Source organism: Spirillospora sp. NPDC052242 (assembly GCF_040679555.1).
In the GTDB taxonomy this organism is placed as follows: Bacteria; Actinomycetota; Actinomycetes; order Streptosporangiales; family Streptosporangiaceae; genus Spirillospora.
This window is the reverse complement of the sequence record NZ_JBFAUZ010000001.1, coordinates 56908-81384: the sequence shown is the minus strand read 5'-3', so window position 1 is coordinate 81384 and position 24477 is coordinate 56908. Positions and strand designations below refer to the sequence as shown.

30 protein-coding genes and 2 pseudogenes are annotated in these 24477 nt (G+C 73.8%); 15 read left to right on the top strand and 17 right to left on the bottom strand.

Annotation, left to right across the window (positions count from 1 at the left end; translation table 11 throughout):
* Positions 1–75: 75 nt before the first annotated feature.
* Positions 76–546 (bottom strand): annotated as a pseudogene (locus tag AB0L25_RS00430) (PH domain-containing protein); the annotation flags it as partial.
* Here AB0L25_RS00430 and AB0L25_RS00425 point away from each other — a divergent pair.
* Positions 545–892 (top strand): hypothetical protein, encoded by a 348-nt coding sequence (locus AB0L25_RS00425; protein ID WP_500167084.1) that lies wholly within the window; start codon positions 545–547, stop codon positions 890–892. The pseudogene AB0L25_RS00430 and the gene AB0L25_RS00425 overlap by 2 nt on opposite strands.
* Positions 893–1164: 272 nt before the next feature.
* Here AB0L25_RS00425 and AB0L25_RS00420 read toward each other — a convergent pair.
* The 3 genes and pseudogenes from AB0L25_RS00420 to AB0L25_RS00410 form a co-directional block, all read right to left on the bottom strand.
* Positions 1165–1608: pseudogene (locus AB0L25_RS00420) on the bottom strand (PH domain-containing protein); the annotation flags it as partial.
* Positions 1605–2120, bottom strand: a complete 516-nt coding sequence (locus AB0L25_RS00415) for a PH domain-containing protein (protein WP_500167082.1) — start codon at positions 2118–2120, stop codon at positions 1605–1607. The pseudogene AB0L25_RS00420 and the gene AB0L25_RS00415, both read right to left, overlap by 4 nt.
* Entirely contained in the window at positions 2117–2740 is a 624-nt protein-coding gene (locus AB0L25_RS00410) for a TetR/AcrR family transcriptional regulator (RefSeq protein WP_500167080.1), read from the bottom strand. Before AB0L25_RS00410 ends, AB0L25_RS00415 begins: the two co-directional genes overlap by 4 nt.
* A gap of 82 nt (positions 2741–2822) precedes the next feature.
* Here AB0L25_RS00410 and AB0L25_RS00405 point away from each other — a divergent pair, with 82 nt between their 5' ends.
* Complete coding sequence (locus AB0L25_RS00405; protein WP_500167078.1) at positions 2823–3422, top strand: DUF998 domain-containing protein; 600 nt, start codon at positions 2823–2825, stop codon at positions 3420–3422.
* 18 nt (positions 3423–3440) lie between these two features.
* Here AB0L25_RS00405 and bcp read toward each other — a convergent pair whose 3' ends face one another.
* Positions 3441–3908: a thioredoxin-dependent thiol peroxidase gene (bcp, locus tag AB0L25_RS00400; RefSeq protein ID WP_500167076.1), complete on the bottom strand. Its 468-nt coding sequence runs from the start codon at positions 3906–3908 to the stop codon at positions 3441–3443.
* Positions 3909–4031: 123 nt separating this feature from the next.
* Between bcp and AB0L25_RS00395 the strand changes: the two genes are divergently transcribed.
* On the top strand, positions 4032–4343 hold the full coding sequence (locus tag AB0L25_RS00395) for a DUF3618 domain-containing protein (protein WP_500167074.1): 312 nt from the start codon (positions 4032–4034) through the stop codon (positions 4341–4343).
* A gap of 64 nt (positions 4344–4407) precedes the next feature.
* On the opposite strand, the gene AB0L25_RS00390 is transcribed toward AB0L25_RS00395, so the two are convergent.
* The 5 genes from AB0L25_RS00390 to AB0L25_RS00370 all read right to left on the bottom strand — a co-directional run bounded on the left by AB0L25_RS00390 (position 4408) and on the right by AB0L25_RS00370 (position 9739).
* The gene (locus AB0L25_RS00390; protein ID WP_500167072.1) at positions 4408–5679 is read right to left on the bottom strand and encodes a family 4 glycosyl hydrolase; all 1272 of its coding nucleotides are present in this window, start codon (positions 5677–5679) and stop codon (positions 4408–4410) included.
* A 4-nt stretch (positions 5680–5683) separates the two neighbouring features.
* On the bottom strand, positions 5684–6355 hold the full coding sequence (locus AB0L25_RS00385; RefSeq protein WP_500167070.1) for an SIMPL domain-containing protein: 672 nt from the start codon (positions 6353–6355) through the stop codon (positions 5684–5686).
* 21 nt (positions 6356–6376) lie between these two features.
* Positions 6377–7558: an amino acid deaminase/aldolase gene (locus tag AB0L25_RS00380; protein WP_500167068.1), complete on the bottom strand. Its 1182-nt coding sequence runs from the start codon at positions 7556–7558 to the stop codon at positions 6377–6379.
* 65 nt (positions 7559–7623) lie between these two features.
* Positions 7624–8568, bottom strand: coding sequence for a CE1 family esterase (locus AB0L25_RS00375; protein ID WP_500167066.1), 945 nt, complete (start codon positions 8566–8568; stop codon positions 7624–7626).
* Between the two features lie 34 nt (positions 8569–8602).
* Positions 8603–9739, bottom strand: coding sequence for a winged helix DNA-binding domain-containing protein (locus tag AB0L25_RS00370; protein ID WP_500167064.1), 1137 nt, complete (start codon positions 9737–9739; stop codon positions 8603–8605).
* Positions 9740–9939: 200 nt separating this feature from the next.
* Between AB0L25_RS00370 and purU the strand changes: the two genes are divergently transcribed.
* From purU to AB0L25_RS00355, 3 genes are all read left to right on the top strand, one after another.
* Positions 9940–10788 carry a formyltetrahydrofolate deformylase gene (gene purU, locus AB0L25_RS00365; RefSeq protein WP_500167062.1) on the top strand — a complete coding sequence of 283 codons (849 nt, stop codon included), beginning with the start codon at positions 9940–9942 and terminating at the stop codon, positions 10786–10788.
* Positions 10789–10912: 124 nt separating this feature from the next.
* Positions 10913–11527, top strand: a complete 615-nt coding sequence (locus tag AB0L25_RS00360) for a DUF6286 domain-containing protein (RefSeq protein ID WP_500167060.1) — start codon at positions 10913–10915, stop codon at positions 11525–11527.
* Positions 11528–11537: 10 nt separating this feature from the next.
* Positions 11538–12089, top strand: coding sequence for a hypothetical protein (locus tag AB0L25_RS00355; protein WP_500167058.1), 552 nt, complete (start codon positions 11538–11540; stop codon positions 12087–12089).
* A gap of 75 nt (positions 12090–12164) precedes the next feature.
* On the opposite strand, the gene AB0L25_RS00350 is transcribed toward AB0L25_RS00355, so the two are convergent.
* Positions 12165–13592, bottom strand: a complete 1428-nt coding sequence (locus tag AB0L25_RS00350; RefSeq protein ID WP_500167056.1) for a cation:dicarboxylate symporter family transporter — start codon at positions 13590–13592, stop codon at positions 12165–12167.
* 82 nt (positions 13593–13674) lie between these two features.
* Between AB0L25_RS00350 and AB0L25_RS00345 the strand changes: the two genes are divergently transcribed.
* The 9 genes from AB0L25_RS00345 (at position 13675) to amaP (ending at position 19243) form a co-directional block, all read left to right on the top strand.
* Positions 13675–15390: a sensor histidine kinase gene (locus AB0L25_RS00345; RefSeq protein WP_500167054.1), complete on the top strand. Its 1716-nt coding sequence runs from the start codon at positions 13675–13677 to the stop codon at positions 15388–15390.
* Entirely contained in the window at positions 15387–16139 is a 753-nt protein-coding gene (locus AB0L25_RS00340; protein ID WP_500167052.1) for a response regulator, read from the top strand. The genes AB0L25_RS00345 and AB0L25_RS00340 overlap by 4 nt, the downstream gene beginning before the upstream one ends.
* A gap of 67 nt (positions 16140–16206) precedes the next feature.
* Positions 16207–16380 (top strand): hypothetical protein, encoded by a 174-nt coding sequence (locus tag AB0L25_RS00335; protein ID WP_500167050.1) that lies wholly within the window; start codon positions 16207–16209, stop codon positions 16378–16380.
* Between the two features lie 163 nt (positions 16381–16543).
* Positions 16544–17038: an Asp23/Gls24 family envelope stress response protein gene (locus AB0L25_RS00330; RefSeq protein ID WP_500167048.1), complete on the top strand. Its 495-nt coding sequence runs from the start codon at positions 16544–16546 to the stop codon at positions 17036–17038.
* Positions 17035–17442 (top strand): hypothetical protein, encoded by a 408-nt coding sequence (locus tag AB0L25_RS00325; protein WP_500167046.1) that lies wholly within the window; start codon positions 17035–17037, stop codon positions 17440–17442. Before AB0L25_RS00330 ends, AB0L25_RS00325 begins: the two co-directional genes overlap by 4 nt.
* A 13-nt stretch (positions 17443–17455) precedes the next feature.
* Entirely contained in the window at positions 17456–17656 is a 201-nt protein-coding gene (locus AB0L25_RS00320; protein WP_425248240.1) for a hypothetical protein, read from the top strand.
* Complete coding sequence (locus tag AB0L25_RS00315; protein WP_500167043.1) at positions 17653–18060, top strand: Asp23/Gls24 family envelope stress response protein; 408 nt, start codon at positions 17653–17655, stop codon at positions 18058–18060. The genes AB0L25_RS00320 and AB0L25_RS00315 overlap by 4 nt, the downstream gene beginning before the upstream one ends.
* Complete coding sequence (locus AB0L25_RS00310; RefSeq protein WP_500167041.1) at positions 18057–18671, top strand: DUF6286 domain-containing protein; 615 nt, start codon at positions 18057–18059, stop codon at positions 18669–18671. The genes AB0L25_RS00315 and AB0L25_RS00310 overlap by 4 nt, the downstream gene beginning before the upstream one ends.
* Positions 18671–19243 carry an alkaline shock response membrane anchor protein AmaP gene (gene amaP, locus AB0L25_RS00305; protein WP_500167039.1) on the top strand — a complete coding sequence of 191 codons (573 nt, stop codon included), beginning with the start codon at positions 18671–18673 and terminating at the stop codon, positions 19241–19243. The genes AB0L25_RS00310 and amaP overlap by 1 nt, the downstream gene beginning before the upstream one ends.
* Positions 19244–19576: 333 nt before the next feature.
* On the opposite strand, the gene AB0L25_RS00300 is transcribed toward amaP, so the two are convergent.
* Genes AB0L25_RS00300 through gcvT form a run of 6 tightly spaced genes read right to left on the bottom strand, consistent with a single transcriptional unit; the run spans position 19577 to position 24409 of the window.
* A complete protein-coding gene (locus tag AB0L25_RS00300; RefSeq protein WP_500167037.1) occupies positions 19577–19960 on the bottom strand; it encodes a type II toxin-antitoxin system death-on-curing family toxin in 384 nt (127 codons plus the stop codon).
* Complete coding sequence (locus AB0L25_RS00295; RefSeq protein ID WP_500167035.1) at positions 19957–20166, bottom strand: toxin-antitoxin system HicB family antitoxin; 210 nt, start codon at positions 20164–20166, stop codon at positions 19957–19959. The genes AB0L25_RS00300 and AB0L25_RS00295 overlap by 4 nt, the downstream gene beginning before the upstream one ends.
* A gap of 37 nt (positions 20167–20203) precedes the next feature.
* On the bottom strand, positions 20204–21577 hold the full coding sequence (locus AB0L25_RS00290) for an L-serine ammonia-lyase (protein WP_500167033.1): 1374 nt from the start codon (positions 21575–21577) through the stop codon (positions 20204–20206).
* Between the two features lie 51 nt (positions 21578–21628).
* Positions 21629–22891 carry a serine hydroxymethyltransferase gene (glyA, locus tag AB0L25_RS00285; RefSeq protein ID WP_500167031.1) on the bottom strand — a complete coding sequence of 421 codons (1263 nt, stop codon included), beginning with the start codon at positions 22889–22891 and terminating at the stop codon, positions 21629–21631.
* A gap of 2 nt (positions 22892–22893) precedes the next feature.
* Entirely contained in the window at positions 22894–23298 is a 405-nt protein-coding gene (gene gcvH / locus AB0L25_RS00280; protein WP_500167029.1) for a glycine cleavage system protein GcvH, read from the bottom strand.
* Between the two features lie 16 nt (positions 23299–23314).
* Positions 23315–24409: a glycine cleavage system aminomethyltransferase GcvT gene (gene gcvT / locus AB0L25_RS00275; RefSeq protein WP_500167027.1), complete on the bottom strand. Its 1095-nt coding sequence runs from the start codon at positions 24407–24409 to the stop codon at positions 23315–23317.
* Positions 24410–24477 lie beyond the last annotated feature (68 nt).

The window sequence follows — 24477 nt, the reverse complement described above, 5'->3', positions numbered from 1 at the left end:
GAAGGGGGCGAGGAGGCCCGGGGCGGCCTGGACGGCGAACGCCAGGCTCTCGTCCCGCCCGATGTCCGGGGTGTCGTAGCCGCCCTCCCCGGCGGCGGTCATCGCCGAGACGGTCCGCAGGCCGAGCCGTCGCTGCAGCAGGGACTCGCGGATCACGATCGTGCTCACCGCCGACCTCCGCAGTGCCGTGGTGGAGCGGGTGACGAGCCCGGAGCGGGTGACGAGGTACGGACCGGCGATCACGTGGCCGAGCGCCCGGTAGGCGACGGCGGCGGCGGCGAGCGTGCACGGCCAGAGCGCGGCGGGGCCCCAGAGCGTCGCGGCGGGCACGGCGCCGGCCAGGGTGAGCCAGGACAGGACGAGCGCGAGGACCCCCGGCACGGCGGTGGCCCACACGAGGCGGCGGCGCAGCGCGGCGTGCGGATGCGGGGCGAGCGGGGTCTCCAGCGGGTTGTCCGCGCCGCCGAGGACCTGCCCGGTCACCCGCCTGGCCGCCGTCACGGGACCGCGCGGCAGGATGTCCGCCGGCTGGGACGGCGCCCACATGGAGAGGCCGGTCGTGATGACGCGCGTGTCGGCGATGCCGAGCCAGCGCCAGAGGGCCGGTTCGGAGATCTGCGCACCGCGGATCCGGTTCTCGTCCCGGTTGACCTCGCGGGTGGTGAACAGGCCCCGGCGGGTCCGCAGGAGGGTGCCGTCCCGTCCGGGGACGCGGGCGAGCTCGAAGTTCCAGTACTCGGTGAAGTACGAGACGGCGAGGCCGAGCACGCCGACGGCGCTGACGGCGCCGAACGCGGCGGCGACGGCCCACGCGCGGCCCGTCCCCTCGCGGTCGAGGAGGCCCGACACCGCGCCGGAGACGTCCACGCCGAAGCCGCTCAGCAGCCAGTAGCCGCCCCAGGCGAGACCGGCGGCGAGAACGTACGCCCAGAAGTTGAACATGTTGTAGACGACCCAGCGGGGCTCGAACCGGGCGAACACGGCGAGCGGAGCGAGCGAATCGGGCTGAGCGAGCGGAGCGTGCGAATCGGGCTGAGTGAGCGGAGCGAGCGAATCGGGCTGAGTGAGCGGAGCGTCGGACGTCTTGGTGCCGTCGGGGGTGTCGGGGGACTCCGGGGACTCCCGGGGCGCGGGGACGGCAGGGGCCGGGGGGAGGAGCAGGCGCCGCAGCGCGCGGGCGTCGGCGCGGGAGACCGCGTCGAGCCGCAGCGCGGACTCGCCGGCGGCCGCCTGCTGCCCGGCGCCGATCTTCACCACGCGCAGCCCGGCGAGCCGGTGCCGGAGCCTCGCCTCGGTGTCGACGCTGCGGATCCGGTCGCGCCGGATCGAGCGGTGCACGCGCCGGAACACGCCGGTCGTGAGCTCGACGTGCGTCAGGGTGATCCGGTAGCGGGTGAACGTCCAGCGCAGTGCGTCGGCGGCGGCGCCGATCAGGCCGACCGCGGCGAGGCCGAACAGCGGCCACGTCCCGCCGGAGCCGGGGTCGATCCCGAACACCCAGACGGAGAGGGCGGCGGGCAGCAGCGACAGCACGCTCCGCGCGAGGTCGACCCACGTCACCCGGACGTGCAGCCGCTGCCACCCGGACGGCAGGACGGGCCGGGTCATGTCGCGTCCCCGGGGGTGGCCTGCGCGATCCGCGACAGCCGTTCGGCGGTGCGGGCGGCGGTCTCCCGGTCCAGGCCGCCGATGTCGACGGCGCCGCGCGACGAGGCCGTGGTGACGCGCAGCGTCGAGAGCCCGAGCAGCTGTTCGAGGGGGCCCTGGACGGCGTCCACGGTCTGCACCCGGGAGAGCGGCGCGACCCGCCATTCGCGCACCAGCCAGCCGGTCAGGGCGTAGACGGCCTCGTCGGTGGTCTCCCAGCGGTGCACCCGGTACCGCCACAGCGGTTCGACGAGCAGCCCGGCGAGCAGGAGGACCGCCGCGCCCGCGATGAGGGCGGCGAGCCAGGGGCGCGCGGACGTCCAGAGGGCGTACGCGGTGATCGTCCCGGCGAGCAGCGGCCCGCTCAGGACGAGCGACTGCAGCATCCACCAGGCGACGGCGCGGCGCTCGACCCGGTGGCGCGGCGGCCGGAGCGCGAGGGTCCCCGGTTCGGGCCCGGCCCCGCGGGTCACGGCCCGCTCCGGATCGCGTGGTCGATGAAGTCGAGCAGCGCGGCCGACTGCGCGGGCAGGTCGACGGCGTCGTTGGTCGTCCAGGAGCCGAGGACGCCGTCGGCGCAGCGCAGGATGATGTTCGCGACGGTGCGCGGGTCGAACGCGCGGAACTCGCCGTCGCGCTGGCCGCGGGCGAGGATCTCGGCGAGCCCGTCGACCTCCTCGGCCATCTCGGCGGCGAAGGCGAGGGAGCCGTCCGCCGTGCGGTGCCCGCCCACGATCTCGATCACGGCCAGGAATTCGGTGCGGTGCTCGTCGAAGTACTCGAGCTGGGCGCCGATCCACGCCCGGACCTGGCCGAGCGCGGTGGGCTCGGCCGATATCCGGCCCTCCATGTGCGCCCACGCCCGCTCGAAGAACCCCGACACCACCGAGCGCAGGATCTCGTCCTTGCCGCTGAAGTGGTAGGTGATCACGCTCTTGCTGATGTCGGCCCGCTCGGCGATCCGGGCGAGCGAGGCGTTCGCGTACCCGGCCTCCGCGACGACCCGGGCCGCCGCCTCGACGATCTGCGCCCGCCGGGCCTCCTCGATGAACGACCGCCGTTTCCGCTCGGGCGGCCTGTTTTCCGAACTCATGGTCGGATTCTAGTCCGATCGGCCTAAAATCTGGCCGTATGGACAAAAAAGAGATCGGACGTACGGCACGGGGACGCCGCACGTGACCGCGCTGCTGTGGACGGGCGCGGCGGGCGCCTGGGGGTTCGTCGCGACGTTCCTGCTGGACGGCTGGACGCGGCCGGGCTACCGGCCGGTGCGGCACGCGGTCAGCGCGCTGGCGCTGGGCCCGCGCGGGTGGGTGCAGACCGCGAACTTCGTGCTGTGCGGCCTGGCGGTCATGGGCGGCGCGGTCGCCGTCGCGGGGGCGCTCGGCAGCGCCCTCCTCGCGGTCGCGATCGGGGTGTTCGGCGCCGCGCTCGCGGCGTCCGGCGTCTGGCCCATGGACGCGATGCGCGGCTATCCCCCGGGAGCCCCGGACGGGACCCCGGAGGACGTCTCCATGCGCCATCGGCTCCACGACTGGGCGGGGGCGGCCGTGTTCACGACGCTGCCCGCGGCGGCGTTCGTCGCGGCGTTCACCGTGCCGGATGCGGTGTGGAAGGGCTACTCCGTGCTGACGGGCGTCGCGCTCGTCGCGGGCCTGCTGGCGTTCGGGCAGGCGTGGGAGAACGATTCGCGGTACGCGGGCCTGGTGCAGCGCGCGACCATCATCGTCGGCTGGCTCTGGCTGGGACTGCTGTTCGGGTACGCGGCCGCCTAGCCGGAGCCGTCCGGTGGGTCAGACCGCGAGGTCGCGGCGGAGGCGCTCCACGTGGCCGGTGGCCTTCACGTTGTAGTACGCCTTCTCGATCTTGCCTTCGGGGTCGATGACGAACGTCGAGCGGATCACCCCGACGACGACCTTGCCGTACAGCTTCTTCTCCCCGTAGGCGCCGTACGCCTTCAGCACCTCGTTCTCCGGGTCGGAGAGCAGCGGGAACGTCAGGCCCTCCTTCTCGCGGAACTTCGCCAGCTTGGCGGGCTTGTCGGGGGAGACGCCGACGACGGTGACGCCGGCGGGCTCCAGCTCCGCGAGGCTGCCCTGGAAGTCGACGGACTCCTTGGTGCAGCCGGGCGTCATCGCGGCCGGGTAGAAGTAGAGGATCACGCGCTTGCCGCGCAGCGACGCCAGCGACACCGGGTTCTCGTCGGCGTCGGGGAGCTCGAATTCGGGGGCGAGATCCCCCGGCTGCAGCCGCTCGGACACGTGTTCCGCCTTTCGCTCGGGAAATGCCTTCAACCGTACCGGGTGGGTGTGTCGGGCGTTCGCGGGCGAGACCTGCAAGACTGTTCGGATCATGCGTCGACCGACATGGTGAGGACACACGGCATGGCTGACAGGAGCCGCGACCCGGAGGCGGTGGAGCGGGAGATCGAGCGCACCCGCGAGGAGCTCGCGCGCAACATCGACGAGCTCGCGGACCGGCTCAACCCGAAGCACGTCGCCCAGCGGGGAACCGAGCGGCTGAAGGAGGAGGCCCAGATCGTCGCGCAGGCGATGGGGTCGCTCGTCCGCCCGGCCGAGGGGGAGGACGGCGAACCGGGGCGGCTCGATCAGCGCGTCGTGCTGGCCGGGGCCGGCGCGGCGGTCGCGCTGACCGCCCTCGTCCTGTGGCGGCGGAGCCGCAAGCGCCGCCGCTGAACCCCCGGCCTCCGACCCCCCGAGGCGCCGGTCCGCATCCGCGGGCCGGCGCCTCCGGCGTTCGTCAGGCGAACTGGGGCAGGTGCGCGCGGTGGGCGGCGAGGCCCTCGTCGAGGATCCGCTCGGCCGTGTCCTTGGACCGGACGAACGGGTGCGCCATGAGCGCCTGCAGGGCGGTGCGGCGGTCGCCGGTGACGGCCGCGTCGGACGCGAGGCGCTCGTAGGCGTGGATCGCCTGCGTGAGCCCCCGGACGGGCGCGGGCAGCGCGCCCATCGTGAGCGGGACGGGCCCGGAGCGGCCGACGATCGCGGGCGTCTCGACGATCGCGTCGTCGTCCAGGGACGACACGGCGCCGCCGTTCCGCGTGTTGACGATCATGCGGCGGTTCTCGTCGCGGTGCAGGGCGCAGATGACGTCGACGGCGAACTCGCCGTGCTCGCCGCCGCCGCGCTCGCGGGACGGGTCGGGGTCGGGCCTGCGCGACTCGGCGGCGACCTGCTCGTAGTAGGCGGGGAGCATCGCGAGGATGTCCTGCGCCCGGGTGGTGCCCTTGGCGCGGAGTTCGCGGACGACGTCGTCGTGGAAGAAGTAGTACTTCGCGTAGGAGTTCGGCAGGAAGCCGAGGGCCTTCGCGAGTTCCGCCATCCGGGACGGGTCGCGCCACGGGGTGGCGCCGCCGCCCGGGACCTCCAGGTCGTCGAGGAGGCGCGGCAGGTCGAGTTCGGCGCCGTCGAGCCGGACGCGCGACGCCCACGTCGCGTGGTTCAGCCCGATCCAGTCGGCCTCGAGCCGGTCGGCGGGGAGGCCGAGGAGATCGGCCCACATCTCGGTGTCGCCCGCGAACTGGTCGCAGAGCCCGATGATGCGGGCGCCGGTCGTCCGGGCGACGGCGTCGGTGACGACGTTGGTGGGGTTGGTGTAGTTGACGATCCACGCGTCCGGGGGCGCGGCGGCCGCGATCTCCAGCAGGACGGGCACGGAGCGCAGGGCCATCAGGAACCCGCCCGGCCCCGCGGTCTCCTGCCCGACGACGCCGTGCTTCAGCGGGATCGACTCGTCCAGGTGCCGGGCCGCGAGCCCGCCGGGGCGGAACGTGGTGAACACGTAGGAGGCGCCGTCGAGGGCCGCCTTGAGGTCGGTGTGCGCGGTGACGGTGAGGGACGCGCCGCGCGCGGCGAACATGGCGCGGGCGAGGCGCGTCATGACGTCCAGGTGGGGGGCGTCGATGTCGTGGCAGGCGAGCTCGGTGCCCGCGAGGTCGTCGGCGCGGTGCAGCACGCCCCGGACGACACCGGGCATGTAGCCGCTGCCGGCGCCGATGATGGCGATCTTCACGCGGTCACGCGTCCAGGTCGGGGGCGGTGGCGGTGAAGCGGGCCTCGACGGCGGCGCGGACGGTCCGCCGCGCGGGTTCGAGGTCGATCGGCTCGGGTTCGGCGGCGGACTCGGCGGCCCCGTACGCGGCGGCCAGCCGGACCGGCACCGGGCCGTCGGCGTCGGCGCGGCCGAGGCCCTCGTCGGACAGTTCGAGCAGGCCGGTGAGCCGGGCGCCGAGGGCGTCGGCGTAGCTGCGGGCGCGGGCCACGGCCTCCTGCGCGGCCTGCCGGGCGGCGCGCGCGTACACCTCGCTGTCCCGCCGCAGGTCCCACTCGGGGCCGTGGACGTAGGTGCGTTCGAGGTCGCCGAGCCGGGTGACGAGCTCGCCGAGGACGGCGAAGTCGGCGACGACGAGCTTGATCCAGACGGTGCCCTGGTAGGCGCGGACGTCGCCCTCCCGGCGCCGGTACTTCAGCAGCGGGGTGATCGACAGGCCGCCGGTCTCGAGCCGCTCGACCGCGTCGCCGTAGGAGCGGATCAGCTCCAGGCAGCGGTCGTTGCGCTCGACGAGCCGGTCGAGGGCCGGGCGGCGGTCGCTCTCCTGCGACTGGACGTGCACCGACAGCCGGGCGATCTCGGGCTCGACCTCCAGCACCGCCTCGCCGCGGACACTGATGACGGGTGCGTCGCTCATACCCGCCAACCTAACCGGTCCTCAGAGGAACGTGCGGCCCTCGCCCCGATAGGTCGGGACGGTCCGGACGAACCGGTCGCCGTCGATCAGGTGGACCGCGTCGAACCGCTCGCACAGCTCGCCGGCCTTGGTGTGCCGGAACCAGACGCGGTCGCCGATCTCCAGCCGGTCGGCGGCGGACCCGAGCAGCGGCGTCTGCACCTCCCCGGCGCCCTCGTTGGAGTCGTACGCGAGGCCGGTCGGCAGGTAGGGGACGGGCAGCCGGACCGCGTCCCCGGGACCGGACGCGAGGTAGCCGCCGCCGAGGACGGTCACGACGCCGGGCCCGGGTCGCCGCACCACGGGGAGGGCGAACAGCGCGGCGGGCCGTCCGGCGAAGTTGGAGTACTGGTCGAACAGGTGCGGGTGGTAGAGCCCGGACCCGGCGGCGACCTCGGTGACGGCGCGCTCGGCGACGGTCTTCTCGACGCTGCCGGTGCCGCCGCCGTTGACGAACTCCAGGTCGGTCAGGTTCCGGACGGCCCGGACGATCGCCGCGCGCCGCCGCGCGAGCTCCAGCCGGGACCGCTGCTGCATGGCGCGGATGACGCGGGCGCGCGCGGGACGCCCGGGCGGCAGGTCGCCGACGCCCGCGATCTGCGACTCGTAGGCCATGAGCCCGACGAGGTCGAGGGCGGGGCGCTTGAGGATCTGCTCGGCGAACGCGCCGACCTCGGCGGCGGTGCGCAGCGGGGAGCGCAGCGCGCCGATCCGGACCCGCCCGCCGAGCGGACGGTACGACGCGTCGATGTCGATGCAGACGCGGATGCGGCGGTCCCCGGCGGCGCGCTCGATCATGTCGAGGTGCTCGGGGCAGTCCACCATGAGCGTGACGGTGCGGGCGGCGTCGCTCGCGGCGAGTTCGGCGAGCGCGGCGCGGTCGGCGGTCGGGTAGGCGACGAGGATGTCGTCGCTGACGCCCTCGGCGGCGAGCCACAGCGCCTCGGGCAGGGTGAACGCCATGACGCCGGCGAAGCCGTCCGTCGCGAGGACGTCCTCCAGGAGGGCGCGGCAGCGGACCGACTTGCTCGCCACCCGGATCGGCTTCCCGGCGGCGCGGCGGACGAGGTCGGCGGCGTTGGCGCGGAAGGCCGCGAGGTCGACGACGGCGAACGGCGCCTCGAATCCGGCCGTCGCGGCGTCGTAGCGGTCCCGGAGGTTCATGGGGCCCACACTGCCATATCCGGCGGCAAATGTGAAAACCCTTCACATCGGGTCGGGGGCGCTGGTCAGCCCTCGCGCGGATGGTCCGCGAAGAACTCCCACAGCCGCGCGCTCGCCCCGGACGGCCACTCGTGCGTCCCGCCGGCGATCGTGCACAGCGTCACCGCGACGCCCTCCGGCCCCTTGCCGGTGCTCCTGCACCGCCCGTTCTCCCCGAGGCCCGGGACGTCCTCCTTCAGCTCGGGCAGCCCGGCGCGCTTCCGCCAGAAGTCGACGGCCTGCGACACCGGCGGGAACGGCCGCTTGTCGTTGAAGTCGCGGTCCCCGCCGCCGCGGAACGGGACGTTCGCGTCCGCGGTGCCGTGCACGATCATCGCCGACACCGGCCTCTCCGGCTCGCAGTCGGTGACGAGCGCCCCCTCCACGGCGCCGATCGCCGCGACCTTGCCCGGCTCGCGGCACGCGAACTTGTACGCCATCCCGGCGCCGTTGGAGAACCCGGTCACGTACACCCGGTCCGGGTCGGCGAGCCCCGCCCCGGTCAGCTTGCCGATCAGCTCGGACAGGAACTCGACGTCGTCGATGCCGCCGATCTTCGCGGCGCCGCAGCAGTCGCCCGCGTTCCACGTCGTCATGAACCCGTTGGGGTACGCGACGAGGAAGCCGTGCTCGTCCGACAGCCCGCTGAAGCCCGTCCGCTCCTCGGCCTGCTCCATGTTCGACAGCCCGCCGTGCAGGGCCAGGACGAGCGCGGGCGGCTCGGCGGGCCGGCCGTCCTCCCACTCGCCGTCGGCGACCTGCGGCGGGACGTGCAGCAGGTACTCGCGGTGGCCGAACGCGTCGACCTTCAGCTTCTGCTTGTGCGTGCCCGTGCCGGTCGGGATCCCGTCGACCTTCGCCGGGCGCCCGCCCTTCCCGGGCTCGCCGCCGCCTCCGCCGTCCGAGCAGCCCGCCAGGAGACCCGCCAGGAGAAGGGAGACCGCCGCCGCCACGAGCCGGATTCGCCGCATGGCAGGCAAGGTAACCCCAAATGACGGCAATAAACTACTCGCTGGTAGTAACGCCGGCGAGGCGCACGTCGCGCGTCGCCGCGTCCGCCGCGGCGAAGTCCAGCAGCCGCCGCGCCTCGGCCTCCAGCCCCGCCCGCTCGGCCGCCGGCGGCTCCGCGTACGTCCGGACGGTCAGCACGGCCGCGTCCCGGTCCCGTTCGAGCTCCCACTCGCCGGCGGTGAAGCCGTCGAGCAGGACGATCCCCGGCAGCGGCCGGCGCTTCGCGTAGTTCCGCGCCCGGTACCCGTCGGTGATCACCAGGGACCGGTCGGCGTGCGACAGCAGCAGGTTGTCGAAGTCGTACAGCAGGCGCGGCGGCGCGGGCGTCGCGGGGTCCGGGCGCGGCGCGTCGGGCAGGTCGAACAGCTCGCGCCCGGTCGCCGCGTCCTCGAACACCGCCAGCCGGGGCCGGAGCCGCTCCACGACCTCCTTCAGCCGGGTGAGCCCCGACCACGTCTGCACGTCCATCACGCTCGCCGGGCCGAAGGCGGCGAGGTAGCGCAGGACCAGGTCGTCGAGGGAGGAGTCAGCCGCGAGCGGCCGCCCCAGCCACGCCTCGGCGGTGGTGTGCGCGATCGGACCGCTCTTCCCCCACACGCCGCGCGGCGGCACCTGGACCAGCGCCATCCGGTTGCGGGCCGCGTACGCCAGCGACGCGGGCGGCCGCTCGCCCCACCCGGCCGCGCGCCCGTGCTCCGCCAGCGCCGCACCGAGCCGCTTTCCCGTCAGCGGCCCGGCCTCCAGCAGCGGACGGGCGGCGGCGACGAGCTCGTCCATGTCCAGGCCCTCGACGGGCTTGCCGTGCGTGAAGTTCCGGAACAGGTCCCGGTCCAGGACGGGCTGGATCAGCGGCCGCATCCACAGCGCGTCCCGCGCGCTCACCAGGTGGATCGTCGACCGCATCAGCGCCAGTCGGACGATCTTCCGTTCGACGAGCAGGTCCGCGATGCCGCCCGGCGTCACGCCGTCCAGCCGGACGCCGAGACCGGCGTACCAGGAGTGCGGCGTCTGCGCCTGCAGCCCGGCGAGCCGCTCGACGGCCTCGACCACGGGGATCGCGGCCCGTTCGAGGAGCATCTGGCGGGCCAGCAGTGCGCGGTTGCGCGCACGCAGGTCGAGTCGTGGTGCCATTCGGTGCCGTCCTCCCGATTCGACCCCATCATACCAGAACGGAACACTCTGTTCTGCTCAGGTTTCTCCGGCCGCACCCGGGCCTGACACGCCTCCGACCGGCGGGAATGGCGTCCCGGGCGGGGGCCCGGCGCGTAAGCTCGGAGGAGCCCGGGTCCCGGGCGTTCCCGAACACCACAGACCGCGGCGAGAGAGAAATCGTGAAGCAATACGTCCTGACCCTGTCGTGCCCCGACCGTCCCGGAATCGTCGCCGCGGTCTCCGGGCTCCTCGCCGAGCGCGGGTGCAACATCTTGGAGAGCCAGCAGTTCGGCGACCCCGAGAGCGGCACGTTCTTCATGCGGGTCCAGTTCGCCGCCCTCGCCGACACCGACCCGGACGAGCTGCGCGGCGCGTTCGCTTCGCTGGTGCCCGAGCTGGGCCTGGAGTGGAAGCTGCACGACCTCGCGGAGCGGCCGCGCGTGCTGATCATGGTGTCGAAGGGCGGGCACTGCCTGAACGACCTGCTGTACCGGCACCGCTCCGGGCTGCTGGACATCGACGTCGTCGCGGTCGCGTCCAACCACCCCGACCTGCGGCCGCTCACCCAGTCGTACGGGATCGACTACCACCACCTGCCGGTCGGGTCCGGCGGCAAGCCCGCGCAGGAGGCGGAGATCCTCGCGCTGGTCGAGCACTACCGCGCCGACCTGGTCGTCCTCGCCCGCTACATGCAGATCCTCTCGGACGACTTCTGCGCCAAGCTCCCCGGGCAGATCATCAACATCCACCACTCGTTCCTGCCGAGCTTCAAGGGCGCCCGCCCCTACCACCAGGCCCACGCGCGCGGCGTCAAGGTGATCGGCGCGACCGCGCACTACGTCACCGCCGACCTGGACGAGGGCCCGATCATCGAGCAGGAGGTCGCGCGGGTCGACCACACCCACAGCCCCGAGGAGCTCGTCGCCGTGGGCCGCGACGTCGAGTGCCTCGCGCTCGCCCGCGCCGTCCGGTGGCACTCCGAGCACCGCGTCCTGCTCAACGGCGACCGGACGGTCATCTTCCGCTGACGGCGGCCGCCCGCACCCAGCGATCTTCCGCTGACGTGCGCAAATGTCGGCATGGCGTGTTTCACTCTCCGTGCTTTTCGGTCACGATGGGCAACGACGTCCGACGTGGCTCACGGGGGTGGCTGTGACCGAGACGCTGGTCAAGGACCTGATTCGGGAAGCGCAGAACGAGAGGCGGGCACGGCGGCTGGCGGTCCGCGAGTTCCGGCCGCGCCGGGCGCTCGCCGGGCTGACCGCCGCGCTGCTGCTCACCGCGCTCGGCGGCGTCGCCGCCGTCGAGCTGCTGGCGGCGGCGCTCGGCTCCGGCGTGCACCCGATCCCCGGCGCGGACCGCGTCGTGGACGCCCTGCACCGGCTCCCGTGGAGCGACCCGGTCATCACGGCCGGCGCCGCCGCGACCGCCGCGCTCGGGCTCGCGCTCGTCCTCGCCGGGCTGCCCGGGCGGCTGCGGGCCGTCCCGCTGGCCGGGGCGGACGCGCGGCTCGCCGGCGGGCTCGGCCGCGCCGACCTGCGGCGGACGGTCGCGGACGCGGCCCTGCGGGTGCCCGGGATCGAACGCGCGCGCGTCCGCGGCCCCGGCGCGCTGCGGCGGCGGATGGTCGTGCGGGTCGCGACGCCGTACCACAACCCCGCCAACCTGGCCGACCTGGTGGCGGACGCCGTCGGGGAGCGGCTGGACGCGATCGAGCCGATGCGGCGGCCGCCGGTGGACGTCCGCGTCGGCTACCGCCGGGGCTGAGGGGAGACGCATGCGGATCGCGATCACGGCGACCGGGATCGCCCTGGCGGGCTGCGGCGCCGCGGCGCTCGCCCTCGGGCGCGGCGCCTTCGGCCTGGCGGACGCGCCGCCCTTCCATCCGGCGCTGGTGGCGTTCGCCACCGAGAGCCTCTGGTTCCTGCCGGTGCTGACCGGCCTCGCGGAGGCCGCGGCGCTGAGCGGGCAGCTGTGGCTGATCATGCAGATCCGGTCGGCCGTCCAGCAGTGGCGGCCCGACCTGGACGCCCGCACCCGCGACCGCGCGCGGGAGGCCGCGGGCGATCTCGACCGGGACGCGCGGAGCCTGCCGGGCGTGACGGACGTGCGGATCCGGCTGACCGGCGGCGTGCACCGGCCGCGGCTGCGGATGACGGTGGTGTGCGCGGGCGACGCCGTGCTGGGCGAGGTGTACGGGGAGCTGGGCGCCGGGCCGGTGGAGCGGTACCGGCGCGCGGTCGGGATGCCCGACCTGCCCGCCGTGATCCGGTTCCGGCTGACGTTCCCCCGCCCCGCCCGGCGCCGCCGCAGCCTCGAAACCGCCTGAGCCGCGCGACGCCGCGGCGGGCTCCCGGCGGCCGGGGCCTCGCCGCCGCCCGGGAGCCCGCCGCGTCCTGACGGGTCAGGGCTTGGCGGTGCCGGCGGACGCCGGTTCCCGGTCGGCCGTGCCGTCGGCCTCGCGGGCGTCCGCGCCGTCTGCGCCCGCCGCGTCGGCCGGACGGTCGGGGCCGGCGCCGCCGTGGTGGTCGTCCAGCATCGTGGCCTCGTCGAACGGGTCCTCGCCGGCGAGGACGCGGCGGGCCTTGTCCCGGTCGAACTCGCGGGTCCAGATGCCGATGACGACGGTCGCGACGGCGTTGCCCGCGAAGTTGGTGAGGGCGCGGGCCTCCGACATGAAGCGGTCGATGCCGACGATGAAGCCGACGCCGTCCACCAGTTCGGGCTTGTGCGACTGGAGGCCGCCGGCGAGGGTGGCGAGCCCGGCGCCGGTGACGCCCGCGGCGCCCTTCGAGGCGATGATCATGAAGAGCAGCAGCGGGATCTGCTCGCCGACCGACAGCGGCTGGTCCTGCGCGGACGCGATGAACAGTGTCGCCATCGTCAGGTAGATGGCGGTGCCGTCGAGGTTGAACGAGTAGCCGGTCGGGACGGTGATGCCGACGACCGGGCGGCTGATCCCGAGGTGCTCCATCTTCGCGATGAGGCGGGGCAGCGCCGACTCCGAGGAGGACGTCGACAGGATCAGCAGGAACTCGCGGGCGAGGTAGCGCAGCAGCGTGAACACGTTGATCCGCGCGACCAGCCACAGCACGGCCCCGAGGATCACGAAGACGAACACGACGCAGGTGATGTAGAAGCCGATCATGATGACGGCGAGGCTGCGCAGCGCGTCCCAGCCGCTGGAGCCGACGACGGCGGCGATCGCGCCGAACGCGCCGACCGGCGCGGCCCACATGATCATGGACAGCACGCGGAAGACGAGCTTCTGGACGTGCTCGATGCCGCGCAGGATCGGGGCGCCCGCCGGGCCGAGCTGCTGCAGCGCGAAACCGACCAGCAGCGCGACCAGGAGCGTCTGCAGGACTTCGCCCGTGGTCAGCGCCGACACGAGCGTGTCGGGGATGATCCCGAGGAGGAAGTCGACGGTGCCCTCGCCGCCCTCGGCCTGCTCGTGCGCCGACGACACGCTCGACGGGTCGAGGTGCATGTTCTCGCCCGGGTGCAGCATGTTGCCGACGACCAGGCCGATCGTCAGCGCGAACGTCGACATCAGCAGGAAGTAGCCGATCGTGATGACGCCGACCTTGCCGACGCTGGCCGCGCGGGCGACCGAGCCGACGCCGAGGACGATCGTGCAGAAGATGACCGGCGCGATCATCATCTTGATCAGTTTGACGAAGGCCTCGCCGATCGGCTTCAGTTCGAGCGCGAAGTCCGGCGCGGCGATTCCGACGGCCACGCCGGCGATCACGGCCGCGATGACCGCGAGATACAGGTAGTGCATGCGGTCCTTGCGCTTGCGGCCCGCTGGGGTGGGTGTGGCGGTCAAAGTGCGTCTCCTCTGTTAATCCGGCGGGCACACTATGCGCGCGGCCTGTGATCCCAGTCACGTTTGTGTACATTTCGTTCACGTGTCGGGGACCGGAGGTTTGCGGGAGGTGAAGGCGCTGGCCGCGGCGTCCTACGGCCGCTGGAGCCTCGCGCGGCGGCTGCTCGTGCTGCAGGCCGTCGTCGTCGGGCTGCTCGTCGTCCTCGGCACCGCCCTGGCCGGACTGGACGCCCGCCGCGCGGCGCACGACCGCGCCGAGCAGACCGTCACGGCCGTCGCGGAGAGCATCGCCGACTCCCCGAACCTGCGGGCCGCGCTCGAGCGGCCCGACCCGACGTCCGTCCTGCAGCCCTACACGGAGCTGATCAGGCACGACACGGGGATCGACTTCATCACGATCATGGCGCCGGACGGCACCCGCTACACCCACCCCGAGCCCGGGCGGATCGGCGGCCGGTTCGTCGGCAACACCGCGCCCGCGCTCGCGGGGCGGACGTTCAGCGAGACCTACACCGGCACCCTCGGCCCGTCCGTCCGGACGGTCGCGCCCGTGTTCGGCGACGCCGCGTCCGGCGAACGGGGCCGGGTGGTGGCGCTGGTCGCGGTCGGCATCACCGTCCGGGAGATCTCCGCGGAGTTCGAGGAGCGGCTCATGTCGCTCGCCCTGATCGCGGTCGCGGCGCTGGCCGTCGGGATCACCGGGAGCTACCTGATCTCCGCGCGGCTGCGCCGCCAGACGCGCGGCGCCGCGCCCCGCGAGCTGCGCGAGATGTTCGACTACTACGAGGCGATCCTGCACGCCGTCCGGGAGGGGCTGCTGCTGACCGACCGGTCCGGGCGCGTCGTGCTGTACAACGACGCGGCCCGCGATCTGCTCGGGCTGCCGCCGGCCGGGCGGGCGCGCGGCCGTCCCGCCGCCGACCTCGGGCTGCCGGACGCGCTGACCGCGGCGCTCGTGTCGCCCGCGCCGCGCTCGGACGAGATCCACGTGGGGGACACGCGGGTCCTGGTCGTGAACACCTCGCCCGTCCGGTCCGGGGACCGGGCGATGGGGAACGTCGTGACGCTGCGGGACCACACGGAGCTGCAGGGGCTGACCGGCGAGCTGGACACCGTCCGCGGGTTCGCGGAGTCGCTGCGGTCGCAGGCGCACGAAGCGGCGAACCGCCTGCATACAGTGGTGTCGCTGGTGGAACTCGGCCGTCCGGAGCAGGCCGTGGAGTTCGCGACGTCGGAGCTGGCCGCGGCGCAGCGGCTCACCGACCGGGTCGTCGGCGCGGTGAGCGAGCCGGTGCTGGCGGCGCTGCTGCTCGGCAAGTCCGCCGAGGCCGCCGAACGCGGCGTCGAGCTCGACCTCGGCGCCGACTCGGCGCTCGACGGCCCGGCGGGCGGCATCGAGCCGCGCGACCTCGTCACGATCCTCGGCAACCTGATCGACAACGCGGTGGACGCGGCGATCGCCGGGGCCGACCGGCGGCCGCCCCGGGTGACGGTGACCGTGCGGTCCGAGCCGGACGCGCTGGTGCTGACGGTCGCCGACAGCGGCCCGGGCGTCGACCCGGCGGCCGTCCCGGACCTGTTCCGGCGCGGCTGGACGACCAAGGACGCCGGGGACGACCCGGTGGGGCACGGCCTCGGCCTCGCGCTGGTCGGGCAGGCGGCCCGCCGCAACGGCGGGACCGTCGAGGTGGGCGGCGGGAGCACCGCGGCGGGCACGGACAGGGACGGCGGGGAGTCGGGGGCGGAGTTCACCGTCCGGCTGCCGGTCCGCGAACGGACGGAGGAGACGGCGCGATGAGCGAAGCGAACGGCGGCGCGGGCGGCGCGGGCGGCGCGGGCGGCGCGGGCGGCGGCGCGGCGATCCGGGTGCTGGTGGTGGAGGACGAGCGCGTCGCGGCGGAGGCGCACCGCGTCTACGTGGAGCGGGTCCCCGGGTTCGAGGTGGCGGGCGTCGTCCACTCGGGCGCGGACGCCCTGCGGTTCTGCCGCCGCGAGCCCGTCGACGTCGTCCTGCTGGACTTCTACCTGCCCGACACGCACGGCCTCACCGTGTGCCGGGCGCTGCGGGCCGAGGGCCGCGACGTGGACGTCATCGCCGTGACGTCCGCGCGGGACCTGACCGTCATCCGGTCGGCGGTGTCGTCCGGGATCGTCCAGTACCTGCTGAAGCCGTTCACGTTCGCGTCGCTGCGGGAGCGGCTCGAACGGTACGCGCGGTTCCGCGACCAGACGGCGCGGGCCGGGGAGGTCGCGGGGCAGGCCGACGTGGACGGGATGCTCGCCGCGCTCCGCACCCCCGGGCAGCCGGCGCTGCCGAAGGGGATGAGCGGTGACACGCTGGAGCGGGTCAGCGCGGCGCTGTCGGGGGCCGCGGACGGGCTGTCGGCCGCGGCCGTCGCCGACCTGACCGGCGTCTCCCGCGTCACCGCGCGCCGCTACCTGGAGTACCTCGCCGACAACGGGCTGGCCGCGCGCCGCCCCCACTACGGGCAGATCGGGCGGCCCGAGGTGCGCTTCTACCCGGAGCGCGCGCAGGCCGCCGGGTAGAACGGGCGCGACTCGGGGTACCACTGGGACGAAGGTTCGTCGGTGCAACGACATCGGGGGAGTTGTCGTGGGTGACGTGAACGACAAGACCGAGCGCAGGACCCAGGGCGAGGCGGCCCGCGACGCCGCGGCGGAGGGCGGCGAGCGGGCGCCCGCGCGGGACGCGGGGCCGCGCCGCAAGGGCGCGGCGCCGAAACCGGGCGACGCCGCGCGCAAGATGCGCGCGATGTTCAAGGGGTAGGCGGCTCGGCGGAGGCGTTCTCGTGGCGAGGGCCGGTGGGGTGCCACCGGCCCCTTCGCATGCCCGGCAAAACCGCGTTGACCTGGCCTTTGTCCATTTTTTCGGTTTTTCTTCGGCGGTGGCGAGCATCACACTGACGTTACCGATGCATTGGGGGGACGTCGTGAGTCAGGACGACGGGCGGACCGGCCAGGGCACGACCGGGACGATGCACAAGCCGCCGCAGCAGCAGTCGCGGCGGCCCGAGTCGGGGGGCCGCAGCGAGCTGGTCACGCAGGGCGGAAAGACGACGATCGCCGACGTGGTGGTCGCCAAGATCGCGTCGATGGCCGCCCGGCAGGTCGGCGGCGTGTACGCGATGGGCGCCGGGATGAGCCGCACGCTCGGCTCGATGCGCGAACGGATGCCCGGCATGTCGGGCGACTCCACGCAGGGCGTGCAGGTACAGGTCGGGGAGCGGCAGGCCGCCGTGGACATCGACGTCGTCGTCGAGTACGGCGTCTCCATCCCGGACCTGGCGAACGCGGTCCGCCGCAACGTCAGCAACGAGATCGAGCACATGTGCGGGCTGGAGGTCGTCGAGGTGAACATCGCCGTCGACGACGTGCACCTCGCCGAGGAGGAGGACCGGCAGCCCGAGGAGCCGCGGGTCCGATGATCACTTGGACGAACGCGCCGGAACGGTCCGCGGTGCCGAGGCAGACGGGGCCGTCCGCCGGCGCGGGCGCCGCCGCACCGGCGGTGGAACCCGCGGTCGCGGCCGCGCCGGTCGAGCCGTCGCCGGCCGAGGTCCTCGCCGAGCGCATCGCCGAACGGGTGCTGGCCTGCGACGACGTCGTGGCGCTGACGGCCGGGCCGCACGGCCGCGTCGCGACCTACCGGGCGGGGGCCCCGTTCGCGGGCGTCGCCGTCCGCGCCGGCACGGTCGAGGTCGGGATCGTCGCCCGGTACGGGCGGCCGCTGCCGCTGGTCGCCGAGGACGTCCGCGGGCGCGTCCGTCCGCTGTGCGAGGGGCGCGCGGTCGACGTGCTGATCGCAGACCTCGCCGACGCGGCGAGCTGAGGGGGAGATCCGGATGGACATGAGACTGCTGTGGCCGCTGGTCGGCCTGGCGTTCGGCATCGCGCTCGGGTTCGCGGGCGCGTTCGGCGGCTTCGGCGCGTTCTTCATCGTGCTGCTGCTGGGCGCGTTCGGCTTCCTGGTGGGCCGCGCCATCGAGGGCGAACTGGACATCCGGCAGCTGTTCACGCTGAACACCGGGAAGCGGCCGCGATGACCGCGCCGCCCGGCGTCCGCGCGGAGGCGCCGTCCGGCGCCCGGCGGGACGCGCCGCCGGACGAACGCGGCGAGACGCGGATCAGCGACCGGGCCGTCGCGCGGATCGTCGCGCGCGCCGCCGGCGAGGTCGAGGAGTCCGGCGGGCTCGGCCGCTCGCTGCTCGGCGTGTCCGTCCCGGGGCGCCGCGCCGCCCGCACCGAGGTCCGGGTGGACGGCCACATCGTCACCGCGCGGGTCGCGCTGTCGGTGACGTACCCGATGCCGGTGCGGGAGACGGCCCGCCGCGTCCGCGAGAAGGTGCGCGAACGGGTCGAGGCGCTGACCGGGCTGACCGTCCGGCAGGTGGACGTGGACGTCGCCGAGCTGGAGCACCCGCCGGCGCGCGAGAGGACGGTCCGATGACGACGCACGCGGGGCACGTCCGCCCGGCCCGCACCGGGCACGCCGACCGGGCCGTCCGGGCCCGCAAGGCCGACCGGGCCGCCCGGCACGCGTTCCGGTCGCGGCGCGTCCGGATGGCGACGCTCGCGGCGGTCCTGCTGACCGCCGCCGCCGTCCTCACCGCCATCGAGGTGATCACCGGCCTGCTCGACCGGCCGTGGCATTTGATCCCGTACGAGCGGGTCTCGGACGAAACCTGGAACGACCCGAAGGTCCTCGGCATCACCGCCGCGCTCGCCGCGCTCGGCCTGATCTTCATCCTCGCGGGCCTGCTGCCCGGCCGCACCCGCATGGTCCCGCTGCAGGGCGACGACCCGAACGTGATGATGGGCGTGAACCGGCGCGGGCTGAAACGCGCCGCCGCTGCCGCCGCCGAGGACGCCCCGGGCGTCTCGCGCGTCCGCAAGGTGAAGCTGCGCCGCCGCAAGGTGAAGGTGCTCGCCGAGACGCCCGTGCACGACCCCGCGGGCCTCGGGCAGGGCGTCGCCACGTCCGTCCAGGAGCGGCTCGACCGGCTCCGGCCGTTCCCGCCCCGCGCGGTCAAGGTCCGCCTCAGAGCCGAAGGAGACTGATGGACCGGCACCCCGCCCGCACGAACCGCACCGGCCTCATCGTGCTGGGCGCCGTCCTGCTCGCCGCCGGCGGGGCGGGCCTCGCCCGCGGCGCCGGCCTGTTCGGCGACCCGGCGGCGCGGGTGCTCTCCTCGGACGTCCGGCGGTTCGCCGAGGACAACGCGTGGTTCTGGCCCGCGATCGCGGCCGTCGCCGTCGTCCTCGCCCTCCTCGGCGTCCTGTGGCTGATCGGGCAGATCCGCACCCACCGCGTTCCCGAACTCGCGATGGAGCCCGACCCGGACGGCGGCAAGACGCGCCTGTCGGCGAAGGCCGTCACCGGGGCCTTGGAGCGGGAGATCGAGGAGTATCCGGGCGTCCGCCGGGTCCGCGCCCGGCTGCTCGGCTCGTCCCGCGACCCCGAACTGCACCTCAACGTCACCTACGGCCACCGCGCGGACGCCGCCGACCTGCGCCGCCGCATCCAGGAGGAGGGCGTCCCGCGCCTGTGCGCCGCCCTCGAACGCGAGACGGTGCCGACGGTCGTCCGGCTGCGCCTGGTGCCGAAGGACGAACCGACGACCGTCGTCTGAGATCGGGCGCCGTCTGAGATCGGGCGCCGTCCGAAATAGGGCGTCGTCCGAAGCCTTGACGACGCCTTGGAACGCCGTTGGGCCGATGGTGCCGGATATGCGACTAACGTCCGAATAAGTACCTGACGTCGAGAGCGACAAGAGGAGGCGCGCTTGTCCCACCACCCACGCACGGGCGGCTCCGCAGAGGGGCTCTTCGACGTACGGAGGGAACACACGGATCACGGCCTGGGCCCCTTCCACTGAGCGGCCCGCCGGCCCGGGGGGCGCGGCACTTCCCATTTCCACCGCGACCCTCGGGTCTTTTCGTGTGCGACTCGCCGCCGGCCCGTGTCAGCGGGCGGGCCAGGGCGCGACCCGCAACGCCTCCGCGATGTCCTTGACCTCGATCTCCGAGCAGTCCGACGCGATCTGAAGGACCAGGTCGAACGCCTCGTCATCGTTCAGCCCGGATCCGTGGCCGTTGACGATGAGCATGATCTCCATGGCCGCCCACGCCGTGCGTTTGTTGCCGTCGACGAAGGGATGGTTGCAGATGACCGAGTGGAGCAACGCTGCCGCCTTCTCCGCGAGACTCGGATAAGCCTCCAGGCCGAACGCAATGGTCTGAGGGCGCGCGACGGCGCTCTCCACCAGTCCCGCGTCGCGCACGGCGGCCTGGCCGCCGAGGTGGCGGGCGTTCAAGGCGATGATCTGCTCGGTGGTCGGGTAGATCACGTGTCGGCCAGTCGCCTGAACAGCTCCTTGCGGTCCTCGAAGACCAGGTCGGCGGCCTCTGCGATGGCCGACTCCTGCGTGCGGCGGGCGACGACCTCGTCGAGCGCGCGCACGATCGCGGAGTTGACGGATATGTGGTCGGCCGCAGCCAGTTCGACGAGCTTGGCGTCGAGCTCGTCCGGAATCCTGACGCTGCGAGTGGTCATACCAAAATGATACCTGACTAAGGACGGCCACTCAGCGTCAGCATTCGATGACGTTGACGGCGAGGCCGCCGCGGGACGTCTCCTTGTACTTGTCGAGCATGTCGCGGCCGGTGTCGCGCATGGTCTTGATCGCCTTGTCGAGCGTCACGAAGTGGCGGCCGTCGCCGCGGAGCGCGATGCGGGCGGCGCTGATGGCCTTGATGGCCCCGACGGCGTTCCGCTCGATGCACGGCACCTGGACGAGCCCGCCCACCGGGTCGCACGTCAGCCCGAGGTTGTGCTCGATGCCGATCTCGGCCGCGTTCTCCACCTGCTCGGGCGTTCCGCCGAGGACCTCGGTGAGCCCGGCGGCCGCCATCGAACACGCGGAGCCGACCTCGCCCTGGCAGCCCACCTCCGCGCCGGAGATGGACGCGTTCTGCTTGAACAGCACGCCCATCGCCCCGGCCGCCAGCAGGAACCGGACGATCCCGTCGTCGTCCCGTCCGGGGACGAAACGGTCGTAGTAGTGCAGGACGGCCGGGATGATGCCCGCGGCCCCGTTCGTCGGGGCGGTGACGATCCGGCCGCCCGCCGCGTTCTCCTCGTTGACGGCGAGCGCGAACAGCGTCACCCAGTCCATCGCGTGCAGGGGATCGGCCGGCTTCTCCGCCATGAGCTGCCGGTGCAGCTGGGGCGCGCGGCGGCGGACCTTGAGGCCGCCGGGCAGCAGGCCCTCGCGGTCGCAGCCGCGGGCCACGCACGCGCGCATGACCTGCCACAGCTCGACGAGGCCCGCGCGGATCTCGGCGGTCGAGCGGCCGAACGCGCGCTCGTTCTCCAGCATCAGGCCCGACACCGACAGGCCCGTCTCCGCGCAGCGCTCCAGCAGCTCCGCGGCCGTGTCGAAGCGGTGCGGCAGGACCGTGTCGTCCGGCTTGATGCGGTCGGCGCCGGTCGCGTTCTCGTCCACGATGAACCCGCCGCCGACGGAGTAGTACACCCTCGCGCGCAGCTCGTTCCCCGCGTCGTCGAACGCGGTGAACCGCATCCCGTTCGGATGCCCGGGCAGCGACTCCTTCCGCTCGAACACCAGGTGCTCGCCGACCTCGAACGGGACGTCGCGGGCGCCGAACAGCCGCAGCGTCCCGCGGGCGCGGACGTCCGCGACGCGCTCGTCGGCCGTGTCGACGTCCACCGTCTCGGGCTTGTCGCCCGCCAGGCCGAGGATCACCGCCTTGTCGCTGCCGTGCCCCTTGCCCGTGAGCCCGAGTGAGCCGTACAGGACGGCCCGGACGGACGCGGTCTTCTCCAGCAGCCCGTCCCGGTCCAGGCCGCGGGCGAACCGGTGCGCGGCGGCCATCGGGCCGCCGGTGTGCGAGGACGAGGGGCCGATGCCGATCTTGAACAGGTCGAAAACGCTGATGGCCATGAATGCCCCCGCGTTCCCCTCCGCCCGGCGCCCGGGCGGAGGGGAACCGATCTAGAGGTTCGGGTACAGCGGGTGCCGGTCCGCGAGGGTCTTCACCCGCGCGGCCAGCGCGTCCCGGTCGAAGGACGGCTGCAGCGCCAGCGCGATCACGTCGGCGACCTCGGCGAAGTCCTCCGTCGTGAACCCGCGGGTGGCGAGCGCCGGGGTGCCGATCCGCAGCCCGGACGTCACCATCGGCGGGCGCGGGTCGTTCGGGACCGCGTTCCGGTTGACGGTGATCCCGACGTCGTGCAGCCGGTCCTCGGCGTCCCGCCCGGTCAGCTCCGAGTCGACGAGGTCGACCAGGACCAGGTGGACGTCCGTGCCGCCGGTCAGCACCTTCACGCCGGCCTTCGCCGTGTCCTCGGCGAGCAGCCGCTCGGCGAGGATCTTCGCGCCCTCGACGGTGCGCGACTGCCGCGCCCGGAACTCGTCCGAACCGGCGATCTTCAGCGCCACCGCCTTCGCGGCGATCACGTGCTCCAGCGGCCCGCCCTGCATGCCCGGGAACACCGCCGAGTTGATCTTCTTGCCGTACTCCTCGCGGGACAGGATCAGCCCGCCGCGCGGCCCGCCCAGCGTCTTGTGCGTCGTCGTGGTGACGATGTCCGCGTGCGGGACGGGCGAGGGGTGCAGGCCCGCCGCGACGAGCCCCGCGAAGTGCGCCATGTCGACCATGAGCAGCGCCCCGACCGAGTCGGCGATCTCCCGGAACGCCGCGAAGTCGAGCTGGCGCGGGTACGCCGACCAGCCGGCCACGATCATCTTCGGCCGGTGCTCGGCGGCCAGCGAGGCGACCTCGTCCATGTCGACTCGGCCGTCCTCCGCGCGCACGTGGTAGGGCACCACGTTCAGCACCTTGCCGGAGTAGTTCAGCCGCATCCCGTGGGTGAGGTGCCCGCCGTGCGCGAGGTCCAGCCCGAGGATCGTGTCGCCGTGCTGCAGCAGCGCGAAGTACACGGCCGTGTTGGCCTGCGCGCCGCTGTGCGGCTGGACGTTCGCGTGCTCGGCGCCGAACAGCTCCGTGGCGCGGTCGATCGCGAGCTGCTCGGTGACGTCCACGTACTCGCAGCCGCCGTAGTACCGGCGGCCCGGGTAGCCCTCGGCGTACTTGTTCGTCAGGACCGAGCCCTGCGCCTCCAGCACCGACGTCGGCGCGAAGTTCTCCGACGCGATCATCTCCAGCGTCGACTGCTGGCGCCGCAGCTCGGCGCCGACGGCCTCGGCGACCTGCGGGTCGGCCTCGGCCAGCGATGCGTAAAGGGACGAGGACACGCTCACGCCTCCTCGATGAGCTTGCCGTACGCGGCCGCGTCCAGCAGGTCGCCGGGCGCCTCGGAGATGCGCACCTTGAAGATCCAGCCCTCCCCGTACGGGTCGTCGTTGATCACGCTCGGCTCGTCCACCACGCCGGTGTTGATCGCGGTGATCTCGCCCGTGACCGGGGAGTACAGGTCGCTGACCGACTTGGTCGACTCCACCTCGCCGCAGGGCTCGCCCGCCTCGACGGTGTCGCCCTCGGACGGCTGCAGCTCGAGGTAGACGATCTCACCGAGGGCCTCGGCGGCGTGGGACGTGATCCCGACCGTGACGATCCCGTCCTCGGGCGCCTGCCCGGTGTCGTCGAGACCGGCCACCCACTCGTGCTCTTCGCTGTAGCGGAGCTGCTCCGGAACGCTCACGTTGTTGCTCTCTCTTTCAGGAACGCTTGTAGAACGGCAGGGCGACCACGTCGACCGGTTCGGCCCGGCCGCGGACGTCCACGGCCAGACCGGACTCCCCGACACCGGTGTCGAGGTACGCCATGGCGATCGGCTTGCCCAGTGTGGGCGAGGGCGCGCCGCTCGTCACGACGCCGCACGGAACGCCATCGGACGTGACGACCGCATACCCCTTGCGGGGCGCGCGACGCCCCCGCGCCACCAGTCCCACGAGCCTACGGCCGGCGGGGGTCTGCGCCTGCGCCGCCAGGGCGGACTTCCCGACGAAGTCGACGGGCTTGTCCAGTTTGACGACACGGCCCAGCCCGGCCTCGAACGGGGTGGTCTCGGCCGTCAGCTCGTTGCCGTACAGCGGCATCCCCGCCTCCAGCCGGAGGCTGTCGCGCGCCGCGAGGCCGCACGGGACGACGCCGTCCACGGCCGCGAGCTCCCGCCACAGCCGGACGGCGTCGCCCGCGTCGACGAACAGCTCGAAGCCGTCCTCGCCGGTGTAGCCGGTGCGGGCGACGAGCGCGTCGATCCCCGCGACCCGGTCGGCGAGCACGGCGTAGTACTTGAGGTCGTCCAGCGGGGCGCCGGTGAAGCGCGCGAGGATCTCCTGCGCGTGCGGGCCCTGCAGCGCGACGAGCGCGTAGGCCGCCGAGCGGTCCTCGACGGCGGCGTCGAACCCCCGCGCGCGCTCCACGAGCGCGTCGTGGACGACGTCCGCGTTCGCGGCGTTCGCGACGACCATCCACGTCTCGTCCGCGAGCCGGTACACGATCAGGTCGTCGAGCACGCCGCCGTCCGGGGCGCAGATCATCGTGTAGCGGGCCTTGCCGACCTTCATCGGCGACAGGTTCCCGACGAGCGCGTGGTCGAGCGCCTCACCGGCGCCCGGCCCGGAGAGGAAGATCTCCCCCATGTGGGACAGGTCGAACAGCCCCGCGCCGGTGCGGACGGCCCGGTGCTCGGCCGTCTCGCTCGCGTAGCGCAGCGGCATCAGGTATCCGGCGAAGTCGACGAGGTGCGCGCCGAGGTCCGCGTGGACGTCGTGCAGCGGTGTTCTCTTCGCGTTCGGATCGGCGGACATGGGTTCGGCTCCTTCGTCACGGGCGCGACGGGGTCGACGGAGTCGACGGGGTCGACAGGGTCCATCGT

Excerpts from the sequence above, each read along its gene's own strand:
- AB0L25_RS00425 (WP_500167084.1), top strand. The coding sequence starts at position 545 with ATGGAGAGGCCGGTCGTGATGACGCGCGTGTCGGCGATGCCGAGCCAG.
- AB0L25_RS00410 (WP_500167080.1), bottom strand. The coding sequence starts at position 2,740 with ATGAGTTCGGAAAACAGGCCGCCCGAGCGGAAACGGCGGTCGTTCATC.
- AB0L25_RS00395 (WP_500167074.1), top strand. The coding sequence starts at position 4,032 with ATGGCTGACAGGAGCCGCGACCCGGAGGCGGTGGAGCGGGAGATCGAG.
- AB0L25_RS00385 (WP_500167070.1), bottom strand. The coding sequence starts at position 6,355 with ATGAGCGACGCACCCGTCATCAGTGTCCGCGGCGAGGCGGTGCTGGAG.
- AB0L25_RS00380 (WP_500167068.1), bottom strand. The coding sequence starts at position 7,558 with ATGAACCTCCGGGACCGCTACGACGCCGCGACGGCCGGATTCGAGGCG.
- AB0L25_RS00375 (WP_500167066.1), bottom strand. The coding sequence starts at position 8,568 with ATGCGGCGAATCCGGCTCGTGGCGGCGGCGGTCTCCCTTCTCCTGGCG.
- AB0L25_RS00370 (WP_500167064.1), bottom strand. The coding sequence starts at position 9,739 with ATGGCACCACGACTCGACCTGCGTGCGCGCAACCGCGCACTGCTGGCC.
- AB0L25_RS00355 (WP_500167058.1), top strand. The coding sequence starts at position 11,538 with ATGCGGATCGCGATCACGGCGACCGGGATCGCCCTGGCGGGCTGCGGC.
- AB0L25_RS00340 (WP_500167052.1), top strand. The coding sequence starts at position 15,387 with ATGAGCGAAGCGAACGGCGGCGCGGGCGGCGCGGGCGGCGCGGGCGGC.
- AB0L25_RS00325 (WP_500167046.1), top strand. The coding sequence starts at position 17,035 with ATGATCACTTGGACGAACGCGCCGGAACGGTCCGCGGTGCCGAGGCAG.
- AB0L25_RS00320 (WP_425248240.1), top strand. The coding sequence starts at position 17,456 with ATGGACATGAGACTGCTGTGGCCGCTGGTCGGCCTGGCGTTCGGCATC.
- AB0L25_RS00315 (WP_500167043.1), top strand. The coding sequence starts at position 17,653 with ATGACCGCGCCGCCCGGCGTCCGCGCGGAGGCGCCGTCCGGCGCCCGG.
- AB0L25_RS00310 (WP_500167041.1), top strand. The coding sequence starts at position 18,057 with ATGACGACGCACGCGGGGCACGTCCGCCCGGCCCGCACCGGGCACGCC.
- amaP (WP_500167039.1), top strand. The coding sequence starts at position 18,671 with ATGGACCGGCACCCCGCCCGCACGAACCGCACCGGCCTCATCGTGCTG.
- AB0L25_RS00295 (WP_500167035.1), bottom strand. The coding sequence starts at position 20,166 with ATGACCACTCGCAGCGTCAGGATTCCGGACGAGCTCGACGCCAAGCTC.
- AB0L25_RS00290 (WP_500167033.1), bottom strand. The coding sequence starts at position 21,577 with ATGGCCATCAGCGTTTTCGACCTGTTCAAGATCGGCATCGGCCCCTCG.
- gcvT (WP_500167027.1), bottom strand. The coding sequence starts at position 24,409 with ATGTCCGCCGATCCGAACGCGAAGAGAACACCGCTGCACGACGTCCAC.